This is a genomic window from Castellaniella daejeonensis, from assembly GCF_039523555.1.
GTDB lineage: Bacteria > Pseudomonadota > Gammaproteobacteria > Burkholderiales > Burkholderiaceae_B > Castellaniella > Castellaniella daejeonensis.
This window is the reverse complement of the sequence record NZ_BAAAFN010000004.1, coordinates 97650-112663: the sequence shown is the minus strand read 5'-3', so window position 1 is coordinate 112663 and position 15014 is coordinate 97650. Positions and strand designations below refer to the sequence as shown.

General features: G+C 68.4%; 15 protein-coding genes and 1 tRNA gene. 6 read left to right on the top strand and 10 right to left on the bottom strand.

Annotated elements, in window-relative coordinates; all coding sequences use genetic code 11:
• The first annotated feature begins 6 nt into the window (after positions 1 to 6).
• From ABD022_RS00775 to ABD022_RS00760, 4 genes are read left to right on the top strand one after another with little or no spacing between them, the layout of a single operon-like run.
• On the top strand, positions 7 to 627 hold the full coding sequence (locus ABD022_RS00775; RefSeq protein ID WP_325125550.1) for a TRAP transporter small permease subunit: 621 nt from the start codon (positions 7 to 9) through the stop codon (positions 625 to 627).
• A complete protein-coding gene (locus ABD022_RS00770; RefSeq protein ID WP_343819553.1) occupies positions 624 to 1907 on the top strand; it encodes a TRAP transporter large permease in 1284 nt (427 codons plus the stop codon). Before ABD022_RS00775 ends, ABD022_RS00770 begins: the two co-directional genes overlap by 4 nt.
• A 29-nt stretch (positions 1908 to 1936) precedes the next feature.
• Complete coding sequence (locus ABD022_RS00765) at positions 1937 to 2623, top strand: DUF2848 domain-containing protein (RefSeq protein WP_325125554.1); 687 nt, start codon at positions 1937 to 1939, stop codon at positions 2621 to 2623.
• A 35-nt stretch (positions 2624 to 2658) separates the two neighbouring features.
• Entirely contained in the window at positions 2659 to 4011 is a 1353-nt protein-coding gene (locus tag ABD022_RS00760; protein ID WP_343819551.1) for an amidase, read from the top strand.
• Between the two features lie 27 nt (positions 4012 to 4038).
• Here ABD022_RS00760 and ABD022_RS00755 read toward each other — a convergent pair whose 3' ends face one another.
• From ABD022_RS00755 to ABD022_RS00720, 8 genes are all read right to left on the bottom strand, one after another.
• The gene (locus tag ABD022_RS00755; protein ID WP_343819550.1) at positions 4039 to 4836 is read right to left on the bottom strand and encodes a CPBP family glutamic-type intramembrane protease; all 798 of its coding nucleotides are present in this window, start codon (positions 4834 to 4836) and stop codon (positions 4039 to 4041) included.
• A 1-nt stretch (position 4837) separates the two neighbouring features.
• Complete coding sequence (gene pth, locus ABD022_RS00750; protein ID WP_325125560.1) at positions 4838 to 5437, bottom strand: aminoacyl-tRNA hydrolase; 600 nt, start codon at positions 5435 to 5437, stop codon at positions 4838 to 4840.
• 94 nt (positions 5438 to 5531) lie between these two features.
• On the bottom strand, positions 5532 to 6137 hold the full coding sequence (locus ABD022_RS00745) for a 50S ribosomal protein L25/general stress protein Ctc (RefSeq protein WP_325125562.1): 606 nt from the start codon (positions 6135 to 6137) through the stop codon (positions 5532 to 5534).
• 111 nt (positions 6138 to 6248) lie between these two features.
• Positions 6249 to 7199: a ribose-phosphate pyrophosphokinase gene (locus tag ABD022_RS00740; protein WP_325125564.1), complete on the bottom strand. Its 951-nt coding sequence runs from the start codon at positions 7197 to 7199 to the stop codon at positions 6249 to 6251.
• A 102-nt stretch (positions 7200 to 7301) separates the two neighbouring features.
• Positions 7302 to 7378 (bottom strand) — tRNA-Gln (locus tag ABD022_RS00735).
• Positions 7379 to 7383: 5 nt separating this feature from the next.
• Positions 7384 to 8286, bottom strand: a complete 903-nt coding sequence (gene ispE / locus ABD022_RS00730; protein WP_343819731.1) for a 4-(cytidine 5'-diphospho)-2-C-methyl-D-erythritol kinase — start codon at positions 8284 to 8286, stop codon at positions 7384 to 7386.
• 5 nt (positions 8287 to 8291) lie between these two features.
• Positions 8292 to 8912 (bottom strand): outer membrane lipoprotein LolB, encoded by a 621-nt coding sequence (locus ABD022_RS00725; protein WP_343819547.1) that lies wholly within the window; start codon positions 8910 to 8912, stop codon positions 8292 to 8294.
• Complete coding sequence (locus ABD022_RS00720; RefSeq protein WP_325125568.1) at positions 8909 to 10684, bottom strand: tetratricopeptide repeat protein; 1776 nt, start codon at positions 10682 to 10684, stop codon at positions 8909 to 8911. Before ABD022_RS00720 ends, ABD022_RS00725 begins: the two co-directional genes overlap by 4 nt.
• Positions 10685 to 10769: 85 nt before the next feature.
• On the opposite strand from ABD022_RS00720, the gene mutM reads away from it, so the two are divergent.
• Positions 10770 to 11597, top strand: coding sequence for a bifunctional DNA-formamidopyrimidine glycosylase/DNA-(apurinic or apyrimidinic site) lyase (mutM, locus tag ABD022_RS00715; protein ID WP_343819545.1), 828 nt, complete (start codon positions 10770 to 10772; stop codon positions 11595 to 11597).
• 111 nt (positions 11598 to 11708) lie between these two features.
• Here mutM and ABD022_RS00710 read toward each other — a convergent pair whose 3' ends face one another.
• Together ABD022_RS00710 and ABD022_RS00705 are read right to left on the bottom strand one after the other, a co-directional pair.
• Entirely contained in the window at positions 11709 to 12053 is a 345-nt protein-coding gene (locus ABD022_RS00710; RefSeq protein ID WP_343819543.1) for a RidA family protein, read from the bottom strand.
• Between the two features lie 28 nt (positions 12054 to 12081).
• Positions 12082 to 13500: an FAD-binding oxidoreductase gene (locus ABD022_RS00705; RefSeq protein ID WP_325125574.1), complete on the bottom strand. Its 1419-nt coding sequence runs from the start codon at positions 13498 to 13500 to the stop codon at positions 12082 to 12084.
• 106 nt (positions 13501 to 13606) lie between these two features.
• Here ABD022_RS00705 and ABD022_RS00700 point away from each other — a divergent pair, with 106 nt between their 5' ends.
• Positions 13607 to 14998, top strand: a complete 1392-nt coding sequence (locus ABD022_RS00700; RefSeq protein WP_325125576.1) for a phosphomannomutase/phosphoglucomutase — start codon at positions 13607 to 13609, stop codon at positions 14996 to 14998.
• Positions 14999 to 15014 lie beyond the last annotated feature (16 nt).

Below are 15014 nucleotides of genomic sequence, written 5' to 3'. Positions count from 1 at the left end.
CACATCATGAACACTACCGACCGATACCGTGTGCTCGACGGCCTGCTGCGCAAGGCGAACGCGCTGTCCCGCGCCGCCATCTGGGTGGCCGGCGGCCTGACCCTGGCCAGCGCCCTCTACATCACAGGCGACGTCCTGGTGCGCTACTTTCTGGGCCGGCCCCTGGGCGGTGCCGACGAGCTGTCCGGCTACGCCTTTGCCATCAGCATTTCCTGGGCCCTGTCGTTCGCCACCCTGCAGCGCGCCAATATCCGCATCGACGCGCTGTACCAGTACCTGCCGCCGCGCATCGCCGCCCTGGCCGACTGGCTCGCACTGGTCGTGCTGAGCGTGTTCATCGTGTACTGGACCCGCTATGCCGCCACCGTCGCCGGCCTGTCCTGGGACAACCAGTCCACCGCCAACACGACCTTCGCCACGCCGCTGTGGATTCCGCAGACCCTGTGGGTGGCGGGCCTGCTGTGGCTGTGCGTGGTGCTGGGCCTGATGCTCCTGCGCTCGACCATCGCCCTGGTGACGGGCGACCTGCGCACCGTGCGCGACATCTGCGGCGTGCGCAGCACCAAGGAAGAAGCCGATGCCGAAGCCGAAGCCGGCAAGCGGCTGGTCCAGGGAGACGCATCATGATCGCCACCGCCCTCATCCTTTTGCTGGCCCTCCTGGGCCTGAGCATCCCGGTGGGCGCCGCGCTCGGCGTGCTCGGCCTGATCCTGGACCCGTTGTATTCGATGCTGCCGCTCACCCAGGCCATGGGCGAGGTGTCCTGGAGCACCAGCAACGAATTCCTGATGGTCGCCATCCCGCTGTTCATCCTGCTGGGCGAAATCCTGCTGCGCTCGGGCATGGCCGAAAGCATGTACGGCGCCATGAGCCTCTGGCTGTCGTGGCTGCCCGGCGGCCTGATGCACGCCAACATCGGCGCAAGCGCGCTGTTCGCCGCCACATCCGGCTCCAGCGTGGCCACCGCGGCCACCGTCGGCACCGTCGCCATCCCGCAGATCCGCAAGCAGGGCTACAACCCCCCGCTGTTCCTGGGCAGCATCGCCGCCGGCGGCACGCTGGGCATCCTGATCCCGCCGTCCATCAACCTGGTGATCTACGGCGTGCTCACCAATACGTCGGTGCCCAAGCTCTACCTGGCGGGCATCGTCCCGGGGCTGGCCCTGGCCGGGCTGTTCATGCTCGCCATCGCGATCGCCTGCATCCTGCGCCCGCAATGGGGCGGCCAACGGATCAGCGCATCGTGGAGCGCCCGGATCCGCAGCCTGGCGCAACTCGTGCCGCCGATCGGCATCTTCCTGCTGGTGGTGGGTTCGATCTACGCCGGCATCGCCACGCCGACGGAGGCGGCGGCGCTGGGCGTGGTCGGCGCGCTGCTGCTCGCCCTGTTCCAGGGCCGCCTGAACTGGGCGATGCTGCGCGACGCCCTGGAAGGCACGATGAAGTCTTCGGCCATGATCATGCTCATCGTGATCGGCGCGGCCTTCCTGAACTTCATCATGTCGGCCATCGGCCTGACCAACGCACTGATCGACACCATCAGCGGCCTGGGCGTCTCGCCCATGGTCATGCTGCTGATCCTGGTGCTGTTCTACCTGGTGCTGGGCTGCTTCATGGAAACCCTGGCGATGATGATCACCACCATCCCCATCGTCGCGCCCATCATGTTCGCCCTGGGATTCGATCCGGTCTGGATGGGCATCGTCATCATCATCCTGGTCGAATGCGCGCTGATCACCCCGCCGGTCGGACTGAACCTGTTCGTGGTGCAGAGCCTGCGCACCACGGGCAGCATGAACGACGTCATCGTCGGCGTCCTGCCCTTCGTAATCATGATGCTGATCATGGTTGCCCTGCTGGCGATCGCTCCCGACATCGCGCTCTGGGTGCCGCGCGTCTTCGGCTGAGCCCGCATACCTCATCACTGGAACACCGCATGAAACTGTTTTTCGACCTGATCTCCGCCCGGACGGCCACGCAATCCGTGGCCTTGGACATCAACCAATGCATCGTGGCCGGCTGGGCCGGCCGCGACCTGGCGGCCATAGAGCACCACATCGAGGAACTGGCCGCCCTGGGCGTGCCGCGCCCCAGCGCCGTCCCCCTGTACTACCGCATCGCCGCCAACCAGATCAGCCAGGACGGCGAACTGCAGGCGGTGGGGCCGCACTCTTCGGGCGAAGCCGAAGTCTTCGTGTTCACGCACGAAGGCCGGCTCCTGGTGAGCCTTGCATCCGATCACACAGACCGCAAGCTCGAATCCACCAGCGTGGCCCTGTCCAAGCAGCTCTGCGTCAAGCCCGTCGCGCGGGCGGCCTGGCTGTTCGACGAGGTGGCGCCGCACTGGGACTCGCTGATCCTGCGCTCGTGGATCGAAGAAGACGGCCAGCGCGTGCTCTACCAGGAAGGCGCCCTGGCATCGCTGCGGCCGCCCGCCGAACTGATCGAAGGCTGCTTCGGGGCGGACGGCATGCCGGCCGGCGCCGGAATGACCTGCGGTACCATGGCCGCCATCGGCGGCATCCGCCCATCCACGTCGTTCGAGATGGAACTGTTCGATCCGGTACTCGGCCGCAGCATCCGCCACGCCTACCGCGTCGAAGTCCTGCCCGAAGTCGCCTGACCCGTCCGCATCGCCCAACCAGACCCGGAACCACCATGTTGCCCACCCTGACCGAACTGCAAGCAGCCCTGGAGAAGGGCGAAACCACGTCCGTCGACCTGACCCGGGCCGCCCTGGCGCGCATCGCCGACCCTGGCGGCGAGGGCGCGCGGGTCTTCACCGCAGTCTGGGCGGAACAGGCCCTGGCCGCGGCCTGCGCATCCGACACGCTGCGGGCCGCCGGCCAGGCCCGCTCCCCCCTGGAAGGCCTGCCCGTCTCGATCAAGGATCTGTTCGACGTCGCCGGGCAGGTCACGCGCGCGGGATCCAGGGTTCGGGAAGACGAGCCCCCCGCCAGGCGCCATGCCGAGCCTGTGCAGCGCCTGGCGCGGGCGGGCGCCGTGCTGATCGGGCACACCAACATGACGGAGTTCGCGTTTTCCGGCCTGGGCCTGAATCCCCACTACGGCACCCCCAGCAGCCCCTGGGACCGTGCCAGCCGCCGGATTCCGGGCGGCTCGTCCTCCGGCGCGGGGGTCTCGGTGGCCGACGGCATGGCAGTGGCGGCCCTGGGCACGGATACGGGCGGCTCGATCCGCATCCCTTCGGCATTCTGCGGGCTGACGGGATTCAAGCCCACGGCATCGCGGGTGCCTTCCGACGGCACCTTCCCCCTGGCAACGAGCCTGGACTCGGTGGGGCCCCTGGCGGCCTCGGTGACGTGCTGCGCGATCCTGGACGGCATCCTCTCGGGCGAGGAAGCCCGCCGGCTGCCGGCCGCGCCGCCGCCGGCCAGGCTGCGGCTGGCCGTGGCGAACACCCTGGTGCTGGACGGCGCCGACGAAACCGTGCGCAATACGTTCGGCGCCGCGGTCGGGCGGCTGCGCGCGGCGGGCATCGCCATCGACACGCTGGACATCCCGGAATTCGAGGAACTGGCGCACATCAACCGCAAGGGCGGCCTGGTCTGCGCGGAAGCCTACGCAGTCCACCGCGAGGCACTGGACGCGAAGATCGGCCGCTACGATCCCCGGGTGTCTTCGCGCATCCTGCGGGGCCGCGACATCGACGCCGCCGACTACATCGAACTGCACGCCCGGCGCGCACGCTGGATCGCGGCGGTCGAGGACCGGCTGCGGGGCTACGACGCCCTGCTGCTGCCCACCGTGCCCGTGGTCGCGCCGACCATCGAATCCCTGCAGGCTTCGGACGAGGCATATTTCGCAGCGAACGGCCTGATCCTGCGCAATCCCACCCTGATCAATTTCCTGAACGGCTGCGCCCTGAGCCTGCCCTGCCACACCCCGGGCGAGGCGCCGGTCGGCCTGATGGTCGCGGGGCCCGCGCACACCGACGCACATATCCTGGACGTCGGCCTGACGATCGAGCGCATCCTGGGCGCGCGCTGAGCAGCACGGGGTGGCCCCGGCGGCGGCTCACCCCGCCGCAAGCTGCGGCGCAAAATGCAGCACCAGGCCGATCAGCAGCAGCGGCCCGCCATTGAAGATGGCATGCAGGGCGATCGAGGCGCCGATGCCCCGGCGCACGCGCATCCAGCCCAGCACCAGGCCGGTGACCCACTGCGGCAGCACCAGCAGCGGCAGCAGCACCAGCGCCATGGCGTTCAGGCGAAAATTGAACAGGTGCACGGCGGCGAAGGCCAGCGCGGCGCCATGGAAAAGCAGGGGATAGGCGCGCCGCATCAGCTTCCGGCCGCGCCAGGACATGCGCCAGCCGGCCCGCCAGCGGTGATCGACCGGATACCAGGCCGGTGCCAGGGCCAGCAGCGCGGCGGCCGCCGCCAGAAGGCCCGAGGCGATGCCGGCCCCCTGGACCAGGATGGACGCCATCAGGGGCACGAACCACCACAGCATGGCCGGACGGCGCAGCGCGTAGCGGAAGGTCAGCTCTTCCACGATCGGCGCCCAGACCAGGGCCGTCATCCAGGGCAGGTTGTGGATGTCCAGCCGGTGTTGGGCCCCGCCCGCATCGGCCGCTGACAGGGCCAGCGGCGCGAAGACGAAGACATTCACCATCCACAGCAGCACGGCCCAGTGGGCCAGGCGCCACCAGGGCGCGTTCAGGCGCAGATCCACCCGCATGCCCGGCCCCGCATTCCGCCCCCCGAGACGCGGACCCGGGCGCGGGCGCACCACGAAGCGCAGGAAATCGACGATTTCCTGGCCCATGGTGGGCAGGCCGGGGGGCCGCTGGAAGAAGGGCAGGCGCGCCATGTCAGGAGTGATTGGCCTGATGCAGGCGTTCGGTGGCGCGATCGAAAGCGCCGTCCAGCAACTGCGGCAGGATCACGCGGCAGCGGTTGATGACGTCCTCGATGCCCGGCATGTCGTCCTTGCGCGGCGGATGCAGGACGAAGTTGACCACCTGCTGGGCCAGGCCCAGGCTGCGCGGATGGCCGATACCGATGCGCAGGCGCCAGAAGTTCGGCGTGCCCAAGGCGGACTGGATGTCGCGCAGGCCGTTGTGGCCGGCATGGCCGCCGCCCAGCTTGAGCTTGACCGCCCCCGGCAGCAGATCGAGTTCGTCGTGCAGGACCAGGATTTCTTCGGGCTGGAGCTTGTAGAAGCGTGCCAGCGCGCCGACCGCCTGGCCGGATTTGTTCATGAAGGTGGCGGGCTTGGCCAGGATCACGGCCTGCCCGGCATGGCGCGCACGCGCGACCCAGGCAAAGAACGGTTTTTCCAGGGTGAAGGTGGCCCGCAGGTCGTCGGCGAAATGGTCCGCCAGCCAGAAGCCGGCGTTGTGGCGCGTGGCTTCGTATTCGGGGCCGGGATTGCCCAGCCCCACGATGAGGCGGATGGGCGCTGTCGTCATCGGGTGGGGTCGTTCGAAAAGCACCCATCATACGACAAAACCCCCGCCGGCCCTGGGGCTGGCGGGGGTTTTGTGGGGTCTTGCGGACGACTGCTTATTCGGCGGCCGGCGCTTCGGCTTCGCCTTCGGAGGCCGTGCCCTTGGGTGCATTCGCCTGGGCCAGCAGCGGGTCGGTGTCATCGCCGTGCGGGACGAACTTCACGCCCTTGGGCAGGGTGACGTCCGACAGGTGCAGGCGAGCGTTGCCCACCAGGCCGCCGAGGTCGACTTCGATGAACTGCGGCAGGTTGGCCGGCAGGCAGGTGATGTCGAGTTCGGTCGGGCCATGGGTGACGATCTGGCCGGCCAGCTTGACGGCCGGGCAGGCGTCGGCGTTCAGGTAGTGCACCGGAACCTTGGTGGTGACGGCCTGGGAGGCGTCCACGCGCTGGAAGTCGACGTGCAGGACCAGGGGCTTGTAGGGGTGCCATTGAACGGCACGCACCAGGACCGGCTCGGCCTTGCCGTCCAGGACCATGTCCAGGATGGAAGCGTGGAATTCTTCCTTGTTCAGGGCGTGGTAGATCTCGTTGTGGTCGAGCTCGATATTGGCCGGGGCGGACTTGCCACCGTAGACGATGGCGGGCACCCGACCGGCGCGGCGCAGGCGGCGGCTCGCACTCGAACCCTGGACGCTACGCGAAGTGGCGGTGAATTTCATGGAAAACTCCAAAAAGGGACCTTGGAAGACCCCCGACAACAAAGCAGCCGAAGCTGCGAAACGCCCTGCGCCGCGACCAGCGCAGGGCCATGAAACAGAATGCGCCCGCCGTCAGTCGGCGAACAGCGAGCTGACCGATTCCGCCGTCGAGATGCGCAGGATGGTTTCCCCCAGCAGGGATGCGCAGGACAGCTGGCGGATCTTCGCGCAGGCACGCGCGTCTTCGTTCAGCGGAATGGTGTCGGTGACCACGAGCTCGTCCAGGGCGGATTCCTGGATGCGCTTGATGGCTTCGCCCGACAGCACGGGGTGCGTGCAATAGGCATACACGGAGCCGGCGCCACGGTCCTTCAGGGCCTGGGCGGCCTTGCACAGCGTGCCGGCGGTATCGACCATGTCGTCCATGATCAGGCAGGTGCGGCCGTTGACGTCGCCGATGATGTTCATGACCTCGGACACATTGGCGCGCGGCCGGCGCTTGTCGATGATGGCCAGGTCGGATTCGAGCTGCTTGGCCAGGGCCCGGGCGCGCACCACGCCGCCGATGTCGGGGGACACGACCACCAGGTTCTGGAAATTGCGGCTCCAGATGTCGCCCAGCAGGATCGGCCCGGCGTAGATGTTGTCCACGGGGATGTCGAAGAAGCCCTGGATCTGGTCGGCGTGCAGGTCCATGGTCAGGACTCGGTCCACGCCCACGACCTGCAGCATGTTGGCCACGACCTTGGCCGAGATCGACACGCGGGCCGAACGCGGCCGGCGGTCCTGGCGGGCGTAGCCGAAATACGGGATGGCGGCGGTGATGTTGCGCGCGGAAGCGCGGCGCAGGGCATCGACCATCACCATGATTTCCATCAGGTTGTCGTTGGTCGGCGCACAGGTGGGCTGCAGCACGAAGACGTCCTTGCCGCGGACGTTTTCATTGATTTCCACCATGACTTCGCCGTCGGAGAACCGGCCGACGGTCATCTTGCCCAATGACATGTCCAGGTGATTCACGACATCGACGGCCAGACGAGGATTGGCCGTACCGGTGAAAATCATGAATCTGTCTTGTGCCATGGTGTCGAACCAATGTGTCAAATGACAAGGCTGTTGACAGCCTTCCCGCAGGGAGCGGGCTGGTGCAACAGCCTGATAGCATGCGCTCTGGCGCAGAAATGATGGCTGGGGAAGAAGGATTCGAACCTTCGCATGCCGGAATCAAAATCCGGTGCCTTAACCAGCTTGGCGATTCCCCAATAATTCAATCAGCGACCCAGCCAAGCAACGGATGATCATCCAGTCCCCGGCAGATCCAGGAGCCTTCGATCGCCGCATCGGGCGGGCCTTCCATTTTACTGATTATTCGGTCTCGATGCATCCCTGCGCTGGCCGCATCGGGGAATTCCGCGAACAGGCACGAACCCGAACCCGTCATGCGGACTTCGACCCCCTGGCCCTGCATCGATCGCGCAAGCGCGGCGATTTCAGGGTGCTGCCGAAAGACCACGGCTTCCAGGTCGTTGCGGCCAAATAAAGCGCCGGCGTGCCGTCCTGTCTGCCAATCAGTAAAGACCGGGATTTTTACCGATTCGGAATTTCTTGTCAAATCGGGATCGCGAAAAACATCCGCGGTAGCCACGTGCGCATGCGGGCGCACGATCCAGTAGGCCCGCTCGGGCAGGGCCACGGCCGACAGGTCCTCGCCCACGCCCTGCGCAAAAGCCGGGCGGCCGAAGACGAAGACCGGCACGTCCGCCCCCAGCAGCAGGGCCAGGCGCATCAGCTCGGCGCGCGCCAGGCCCGTGCCCCACAGGCGGTTCAGGGCGATCAGGGTCGTGGCCGCATCGCTGGACCCGCCCCCCAGGCCGCCGCCGGCCGGAATGCGCTTGCGGTAGCGGATGCGAGCGCCCTGCCGGGCGCCGGTGGCCCGCTGCAGGGCGCGCGCGGCGCGCAGCACCAGGTCCTGGTCGGCAGGCAGCCCCGCCAGGCCATCGCCTTCGCGCGACAGCACGCCGTCCGGCGTGGATTCGAAATCGAGGCTGTCGCAGAGGTCCACGAAGCGGAAGACCGTCTGCAGCAGGTGATAGCCGTCCGGGCGCCGCCCCACGACATGCAGGAACAGGTTCAGCTTGGCCGGGGCCGGCACGTCGTACAGCGCCGCCATGCGGGTCAGGGCCGGTCCACGACCAGTTGCAAGCGCCACTGCCCCTGATCGTCCAGGCGGGACAGGCGCACGCGGCCTGGCCCCTGGTCGTCGTAGGCCGAGAGGCGCACTTCCCAGCCGTCCTGGCGCATCGACGCCAGACGGTCCTGGTCGTCGCGCTGCGCATCGACGACGATGCCGGGGGCGGCTTCGCCGCGCATCCAGTGGCGCAGCCCGGACACCGGCATGGGATGACCCCAGACCAGGGCCAGCAGGTCGTCGGGCGTGGGCGCCGATTCGCGGCTGCCGTCGGCGCGTTCCAGTTCGGACAGGCCGGGGGCCACCCGGATCCGGGCCAGGACGCTGCCCAGCGGAGAAACCAGGTCCAGGCGCAGGACGCGGCCATCGTCGCGCCAGGAGAACCCCCCCTGGGCAGCATAGGGAGCCGCGCCCGCCGGCTGCAGGTTGACGGCGAACCGCCCCTGCCGCTCGAATGCGGGGCCCTGGCCGCCGATGCGCTGCGGCGTGGCGCAGGCGGCCAGCAGGCTGGCCAGGAGCGCCGCCAGGCAGACGGCACCGAGCCGCCTGAACCGTGCACCAAGGCTGCGCGCGGCACGGAACGGAAAGGCAGCGGAACCCGTCGTCATGGCAGCCTGACCCCCAGGCGGTGGAGCGTTTCCTTCAGGGCCGCGCTGCCGGGATCGGCCTTGAGGCCTTCGGCCCAGATGCGCCGGGCTTCTTCGTGGCGACCCAGCATCCACAGCGTCTCGCCCAGGTGCGCGGCCACGTCGGCTGCGGGCAACTGGTCGTACGAGCGGCGCAGGTATTCCAGCGCCCCCTGGTAGTCGCGGGTGCGGAACAGATACCAGCCGACGCTGTCCAGGATGTAGGCGTTGTCGGGATCGAGTTCCAGCGCCCGCTCGAGCAGGTCGCGCGCCTCGTCCAGGTTGCGGTTCTGCTCGACGAAGGTGTAGCCCAGCGAATTGTAGGCATTGGCATTATCGGGATCGAGCTCGATCACGCGGCGCATCAGGGCCTCGAATTCGGCCGTCTTGCCCTGCTGGTGCAGCAGCATGCCCAGGTCGTACTTGATTTCCGGCGTATCGGGCATTTCAAGGTCGGACGCTTTCAGCAGCTCGACCGCCTGGTCGGTGCGCCCCGCATCCCGGTAGATCGAGGCCAGGGTCAGGCGCACCACGGCCCGCTCGCGGCGGTCGGCCGGCTTGATGGCATCCAGGGTGGCGCGCGCCTGGTTCAGATCGCCCAGCTTGCCGTGCAGCACGGCCTCGTGCGTGCGCGCCTGGAAGAGCAGCGACGGCTCGTCGATGCTGCGCAGCTGGCGGATCGCCTCGCGCAGGTCGTTCTGGCGCTCGGCGATCTGCACCAGCAGCAGCCTTGCATCGGAGACGTCGGACTGGGCGTTGGTGGACGCGTCGCGGATGGCCTGGCGCCGCTGCTGCTGGATCGCGATGTACTGGTTCAGCAGGGCCTTGGCTTCGGTGTAGCGCCCGGCCCGGGCATTGACCTCGGCTTCGGTGTAGAGCAGGTCGAAGTCTTCCGGAGCGCGGCTGCGCATGCGGTCGAGCAGGCCCAGGGCCTCGTCGAAGGCTCCCCGCCCCGTCAGGCGGCTGACCAGCAGCAGCTGCAGGCCCCGGCGGTCCGGGTGGCGCTCCAGGTAGGCATAGGTTTCCTTGATGGCCTGGGCGGGTTCGACCCTGAGCCCGTATTCGAGCACTCGCTGGGCGGCATCCTGGGAATCCGGGTCCAGCACCTGGGCACGGCGCGCCTCGTCCACGGCACGCGCGGGTTCGCCGGCCGCCCAGGCCGCGTCGGCCAGCGCCAGGCGGGCGAGCGCCGATGTGCCCGACACATCCGCCAAGGCCTTGTCCAGCACGTCCAGGGCCAGGCGCTTGTCCGTCATCTTGGAAACGATCCCGGCGGCCTGGACGATGGCCTGGTCCTGGTCCTCGGCCGAGGCGATGCGGCGCGACAGCGTCCGGGCCAGGCCTTCGGTCTGGCCGCTGGAAGCCGACAGCGCGAGCGATGCGGCCACGGCTTCGGGATTGGTCGGATCCAGGCTGGCCCATTCCCGGGCCGCGCGCAGCGCCAGCGCCAGGTTGCGCCCCGTCATGGACATCTGGAAGGCGCGGCGCGCCAGCCGGGGATCCAGCGTATCGTGCGCCAGGGACAGGAGTTCCTGGGCAGCATCGTCGTACTGGCCGCGCTGGGCGGACAATTCGGCCACCAGCAGGCGATACAGCAGTTCGGGGGTGAGATTGACGGCGGGCGGCTCGCCGCTACGCAAATGGATGGTCTCGACCGGATCGGCCGGCGCTGCGGCCGGAGGCGCAGCCCACGCCACCTCGTGTGCGACGGCCAGCGCCAGCACAACGGGAATCACGGAAACGGGAAATCTCATTTGCGGTAACCATGGCCGGAACGCAGGAAGAAACCGCGTCTGGTGGCAAAATTGCATCATCGAAAGAGGATGTTATCACCCTGCCATGCCGGAACTGCCAGAAGTCGAAACAACGCGTCGTGGAATTGCCACGATCATGCCCGGGCGCATCCTCCGGCGCCTGATCGTGCACGAATCGCGGCTGCGCTGGCCCGTGCCGGACGACCTGCCCGGCCGGATCCGCGACACCGAAGTCCTGGCCTGCGAGCGCCGGGGCAAATACCTGCTGATCCGCTTCGCGCAAGGCACCCAGATCGTCCACCTGGGCATGTCGGGATCCCTGCGGCGTGTGCCGATGGACGAACCGCTGCGCAAGCACGACCACGTGGAATGGCTGTTCGACGATGCCCGCTTCCTGCTGCACGACCCGCGCCGCTTCGGCGCCGTCCTGTGGCATCCGGCCGAGGCCGGCGCGATCGAGGCCCACCCGCTGCTGGCCGGGCTCGGCATCGAGCCCTTCGACCCGGCATTCACGCCCGGCTTCCTGCACGCGGGCCTGCGGGGGCGCCGCCAATCGGTCAAGCAGCTGTTGCTGGGCGGGCGGATCGTCGTGGGCGTGGGCAACATCTATGCATCGGAATCGCTGTTCCTGGCCGGCATCGACCCGCGCCTGCCGGGCGCGCGCGTGTCGCGCCCGCGCAGCGCCCGGCTGCACGCGGCGATTCTGCAGACACTGGGCCAGGCGCTGGAATCGGGCGGCAGCACGCTGCGCGACTACGTCAATGCCCAGGGCGCACCAGGGGCGTATTTCACCCAGCACGCCGCCGTCTATGAGCGCGACGGCCAGCCCTGCCCGCGATGCGCCACCCCGATCCGGCGCATCGTGCAGGGCCAGCGGGCCACGTACTTCTGCCCGAATTGCCAGAAACGTTAGGCCCAGGCACTCAATTCGGATGGATGGGCTTGTCAGGCAAGGCGCAAACCGCAGCGATAGTCTGACTATCGCAAGGATTTGCAACGCAGCATGGCAAGCCCAGGCGCCGAATCAGATCGCGGCGACGATGATCACTTCGAACTTCAGCCCAGGTGCTGCCAGGCTCGACTCGCCCGTGGCGCGGGCCGGCGGATTGGCGGGGTCGATCCAGGCCTCCCAGATCTGGTTCATGGCCTGGAAATCGGCCATGTCGGCCAGCCAGATCGTGGCCTGCAGGATGCGGGACTTGTGGCTGCCGGCCTGGGCCAGCAGCCGGTCGACTTCGGCCAGCGCCGTGCGCACCTGGCTCTGGATGTCGTCGCCTTCGTGGCCCACCTGGCCCGACAGGTAGACGGTATTGCCGTGGACGACGGCCCCGCTCATGCGGGCGCCGGGTTCGATGCGTTGAATGGTCATGATGACAGATTCCACAAGTGAAGGGGATTCAGGGGGTGCCCAGCACCTTGCCCGGATTCATGATGCCCTGGGGATCCAGGGCCGATTTGATGCGATGCATCAGCGCCATTTCGACCGGGTCCTTGTAGCGCGGCAGCACGTCGCGCTTGAGCTGGCCCACGCCGTGTTCCGCGCTGATCGATCCTCCCACCGCATGCACGCGGTCATGCACCAGATCGTAGACCGCATCCTGGCGCGCCAGCAGCTGGCCTTCGGCCCAGTCGGCCCCGCGCGCAACGTTGTAGTGCAGGTTGCCGTCGCCCAGGTGCCCGAAGATCACGTTCCGGATCCCCGGGAACGCGGCCTGCAGCGCGGCGTTGGTGCCCAGCACGAATTCGGCCATGCGCGACACCGGGATCGAGACGTCGTGCTTGATGCTCTTGCCGGATTCCTTTTCAGCCAGGGGGATGCTTTCGCGCAGATGCCACAGCGCGTGGCTTTGCGCCATGGATTCGGCTATCACCGCGTCCAGGACGACGCCGGCCTCGATCGCATCGCCCACCACGACCTCGAAGCGTTCCCGGGCGTGGGCCTCGGATTCGCTGTCCGACAGCTCGAGCAGCGCATACCAGGGCATATCGGCCGACGGCCCCTCGAAGGGCAGGCGCTGCTGCGGGAAACAGCGCACCACGTCCTGGAGGCAGTCGCCGGCCATCAGTTCGAAGCCGGTCAGCGAGGCGCCCAGGCCCGCACGGGCGCGGCCCAGCATGTCGATGGCCGCCTCGATCGATTCCAGCGCCAGCAGCGCGGTGCAGCGCGCCACCGGCAGCGGATGCAGTTTCAGGGTGGCCGCGGTGATGACGCCCAGCGTGCCCTCGCTGCCGATGAACAGATCGCGCAGGTCGTAGCCGGTGTTGTCCTTGCGCAGGCCGCGCAGGCCGTGCCAGACATCGCCCTGGGCGGTCACGACCTCGAGCCCCAGGGTCAGTTCGCGCATATTGCCGTAGCGCAGGACCTGCGTGCCGCCCGCATTGGTGGCCAGGTTGCCGCCGATCGTGCAGCTGCCCTCGGCCGCCAGGCTGAGCGGGAACAGCCGCCCGGCCTCGCGCGCGGCCTGCTGCACGGACTGGAGGATGCAGCCGGCCTCGACTTCCATGGTGTCGTTGTCGGTATCGATGCCGCGGATCCGGTTCAGCCGCTGCAGCGACAGGATCACCGCCCGGCCGGAATCATCGGGCGTCGCGCCGCCGCACAGCCCGGTGTTGCCCCCCTGGGGAATCACGGGCAGGCCCGCCTGCGCGCACAGGCGCACGACCGCCGCGACCTCGTCGGTGGTGCCGGGCCGCACCACGGCCAGCGACCGGCCGCGATAGCGCTCGCGCCAGTCCGTTTCCCAGGGCTGCGCATCCGCCCCGGTCAGCACCTGCGCGGCGCCGACCGTCGCGCGCAAAGCATCCAGATGATCCATGATCTTCGTAATTCCAGCGGCCCGGCAATGCAACAGGGCCTTTCGATGAACGGAATCCCAGATTGTAATCGGCGATAATGGCGGCAGCCGATCTTTCCGCCGGACCATGCACATGAATGCCCCTCTGCCTTCTGCCGTCTTCAAAGCCTACGACATCCGCGGCACCGTGCCCGGGCAGATCAACGAACCCTTCGCCCACCGCCTGGGGCTGGCATTGGCCGCCCAGGCCCGGCGCGAAGGCGTGCGCAGCATGGCGATCGGCTACGACGGTCGGCTGAGCAGCCGCGGCCTGGCCCACGCCGTCAAGACGGGACTGCACGCGGGCGGGATCAACACGGTGGACCTCGGCCTGGCGCACACCCCGCTGGTGTACTACGCCGCCCACCGGGACGGCAGCGGCTCGGGCATCGCCATCACCGGCAGCCACAACCCGCCCGACTACAACGGTTTCAAGATGATGATGGCGGGGCGCACCCTCCACGGCGACGACATCCAGGCCCTGCGCCAGGCCATGGACGGCATCCAGCCGCCCCTGGACACGACGCCGGGCATCAGCGTCGTCACCGACCTGACGGACACCTACATCCGCGAGATCGCCGATCACGTCCGCCTGGCCCGCCCCATGCGCATCGCCATCGACTGCGGCAACGGCGTGGGCGGCGTGGCGGCCGCCCGGCTGTTCCGGGCACTGGGCTGCACGGTGGACGAGTTGTACTGCGAGGTCGACGGCCAATTCCCCAACCACCACCCCGATCCGGCCGACCCGGCCAATCTGCGGGACCTGACCGCCCACCTGCGCGACACCGATTGCGAACTGGGCCTGGCATTCGACGGCGACGCCGATCGCCTGGGCGTGGTCACCCGTTCGGGCCAGATCATCTGGCCCGACCGCCAGATGATCCTGTTCGCCCGCGACATCCTGCAGCGCCAGCCGGGCGCCTCCATCATCTTCGACGTCAAGTGCAGCCGCCACCTGGGCCGTGCCGTGCTGGAAGCGGGCGGGACGCCGCTGATGTCGCAGACGGGACACTCGCTGATCAAGGCGCGCCTGGCCGAGACCGGCGCCCCCCTGGCCGGCGAGATGAGCGGCCACATCTTCTTCAAGGAGCGCTGGTACGGCTTCGACGACGGCCTCTATGCCGGCGCGCGCCTGCTGGAAATCCTGTCGCGCAGCGACGATCCGAGCGGGGTGCTGGAAGCCCTGCCCCAGGGAATCTCCACCCCCGAACTGAAACTGCCCATGGCCGAAGGCGAACCGCATCCCTTCATCCGCCGCCTGCAATCCGAAGGCCATTTTCCCGGCGCCACGGACCGCATCACGATCGACGGCATCCGCGCCGAATACCCGGACGGCTTCGGCCTGGCGCGCGCATCCAACACGACACCCGTGGTGGTGCTGCGCTTCGAGGGCGACACGCCCGAAGCCCTGGAGCGGATCCAGGGCGAATTCCGAGCCGCCATCGCCCAGTTGCTGCCGGGGCGCGAACTGCCGTTCTGACGGAACGGCTCCTGCC

Excerpts from the sequence above, each read along its gene's own strand:
- ABD022_RS00775 (WP_325125550.1), top strand. The coding sequence starts at position 7 with ATGAACACTACCGACCGATACCGTGTGCTCGACGGCCTGCTGCGCAAG.
- ABD022_RS00770 (WP_343819553.1), top strand. The coding sequence starts at position 624 with ATGATCGCCACCGCCCTCATCCTTTTGCTGGCCCTCCTGGGCCTGAGC.
- ABD022_RS00765 (WP_325125554.1), top strand. The coding sequence starts at position 1,937 with ATGAAACTGTTTTTCGACCTGATCTCCGCCCGGACGGCCACGCAATCC.
- ABD022_RS00760 (WP_343819551.1), top strand. The coding sequence starts at position 2,659 with ATGTTGCCCACCCTGACCGAACTGCAAGCAGCCCTGGAGAAGGGCGAA.
- ABD022_RS00755 (WP_343819550.1), bottom strand. The coding sequence starts at position 4,836 with ATGGCGCGCCTGCCCTTCTTCCAGCGGCCCCCCGGCCTGCCCACCATG.
- pth (WP_325125560.1), bottom strand. The coding sequence starts at position 5,437 with ATGACGACAGCGCCCATCCGCCTCATCGTGGGGCTGGGCAATCCCGGC.
- ABD022_RS00745 (WP_325125562.1), bottom strand. The coding sequence starts at position 6,137 with ATGAAATTCACCGCCACTTCGCGTAGCGTCCAGGGTTCGAGTGCGAGC.
- ABD022_RS00740 (WP_325125564.1), bottom strand. The coding sequence starts at position 7,199 with ATGGCACAAGACAGATTCATGATTTTCACCGGTACGGCCAATCCTCGT.
- ispE (WP_343819731.1), bottom strand. The coding sequence starts at position 8,286 with ATGGCGGCGCTGTACGACGTGCCGGCCCCGGCCAAGCTGAACCTGTTC.
- ABD022_RS00725 (WP_343819547.1), bottom strand. The coding sequence starts at position 8,912 with ATGACGACGGGTTCCGCTGCCTTTCCGTTCCGTGCCGCGCGCAGCCTT.
- ABD022_RS00720 (WP_325125568.1), bottom strand. The coding sequence starts at position 10,684 with ATGAGATTTCCCGTTTCCGTGATTCCCGTTGTGCTGGCGCTGGCCGTC.
- mutM (WP_343819545.1), top strand. The coding sequence starts at position 10,770 with ATGCCGGAACTGCCAGAAGTCGAAACAACGCGTCGTGGAATTGCCACG.
- ABD022_RS00710 (WP_343819543.1), bottom strand. The coding sequence starts at position 12,053 with ATGACCATTCAACGCATCGAACCCGGCGCCCGCATGAGCGGGGCCGTC.
- ABD022_RS00705 (WP_325125574.1), bottom strand. The coding sequence starts at position 13,500 with ATGGATCATCTGGATGCTTTGCGCGCGACGGTCGGCGCCGCGCAGGTG.
- ABD022_RS00700 (WP_325125576.1), top strand. The coding sequence starts at position 13,607 with ATGCACATGAATGCCCCTCTGCCTTCTGCCGTCTTCAAAGCCTACGAC.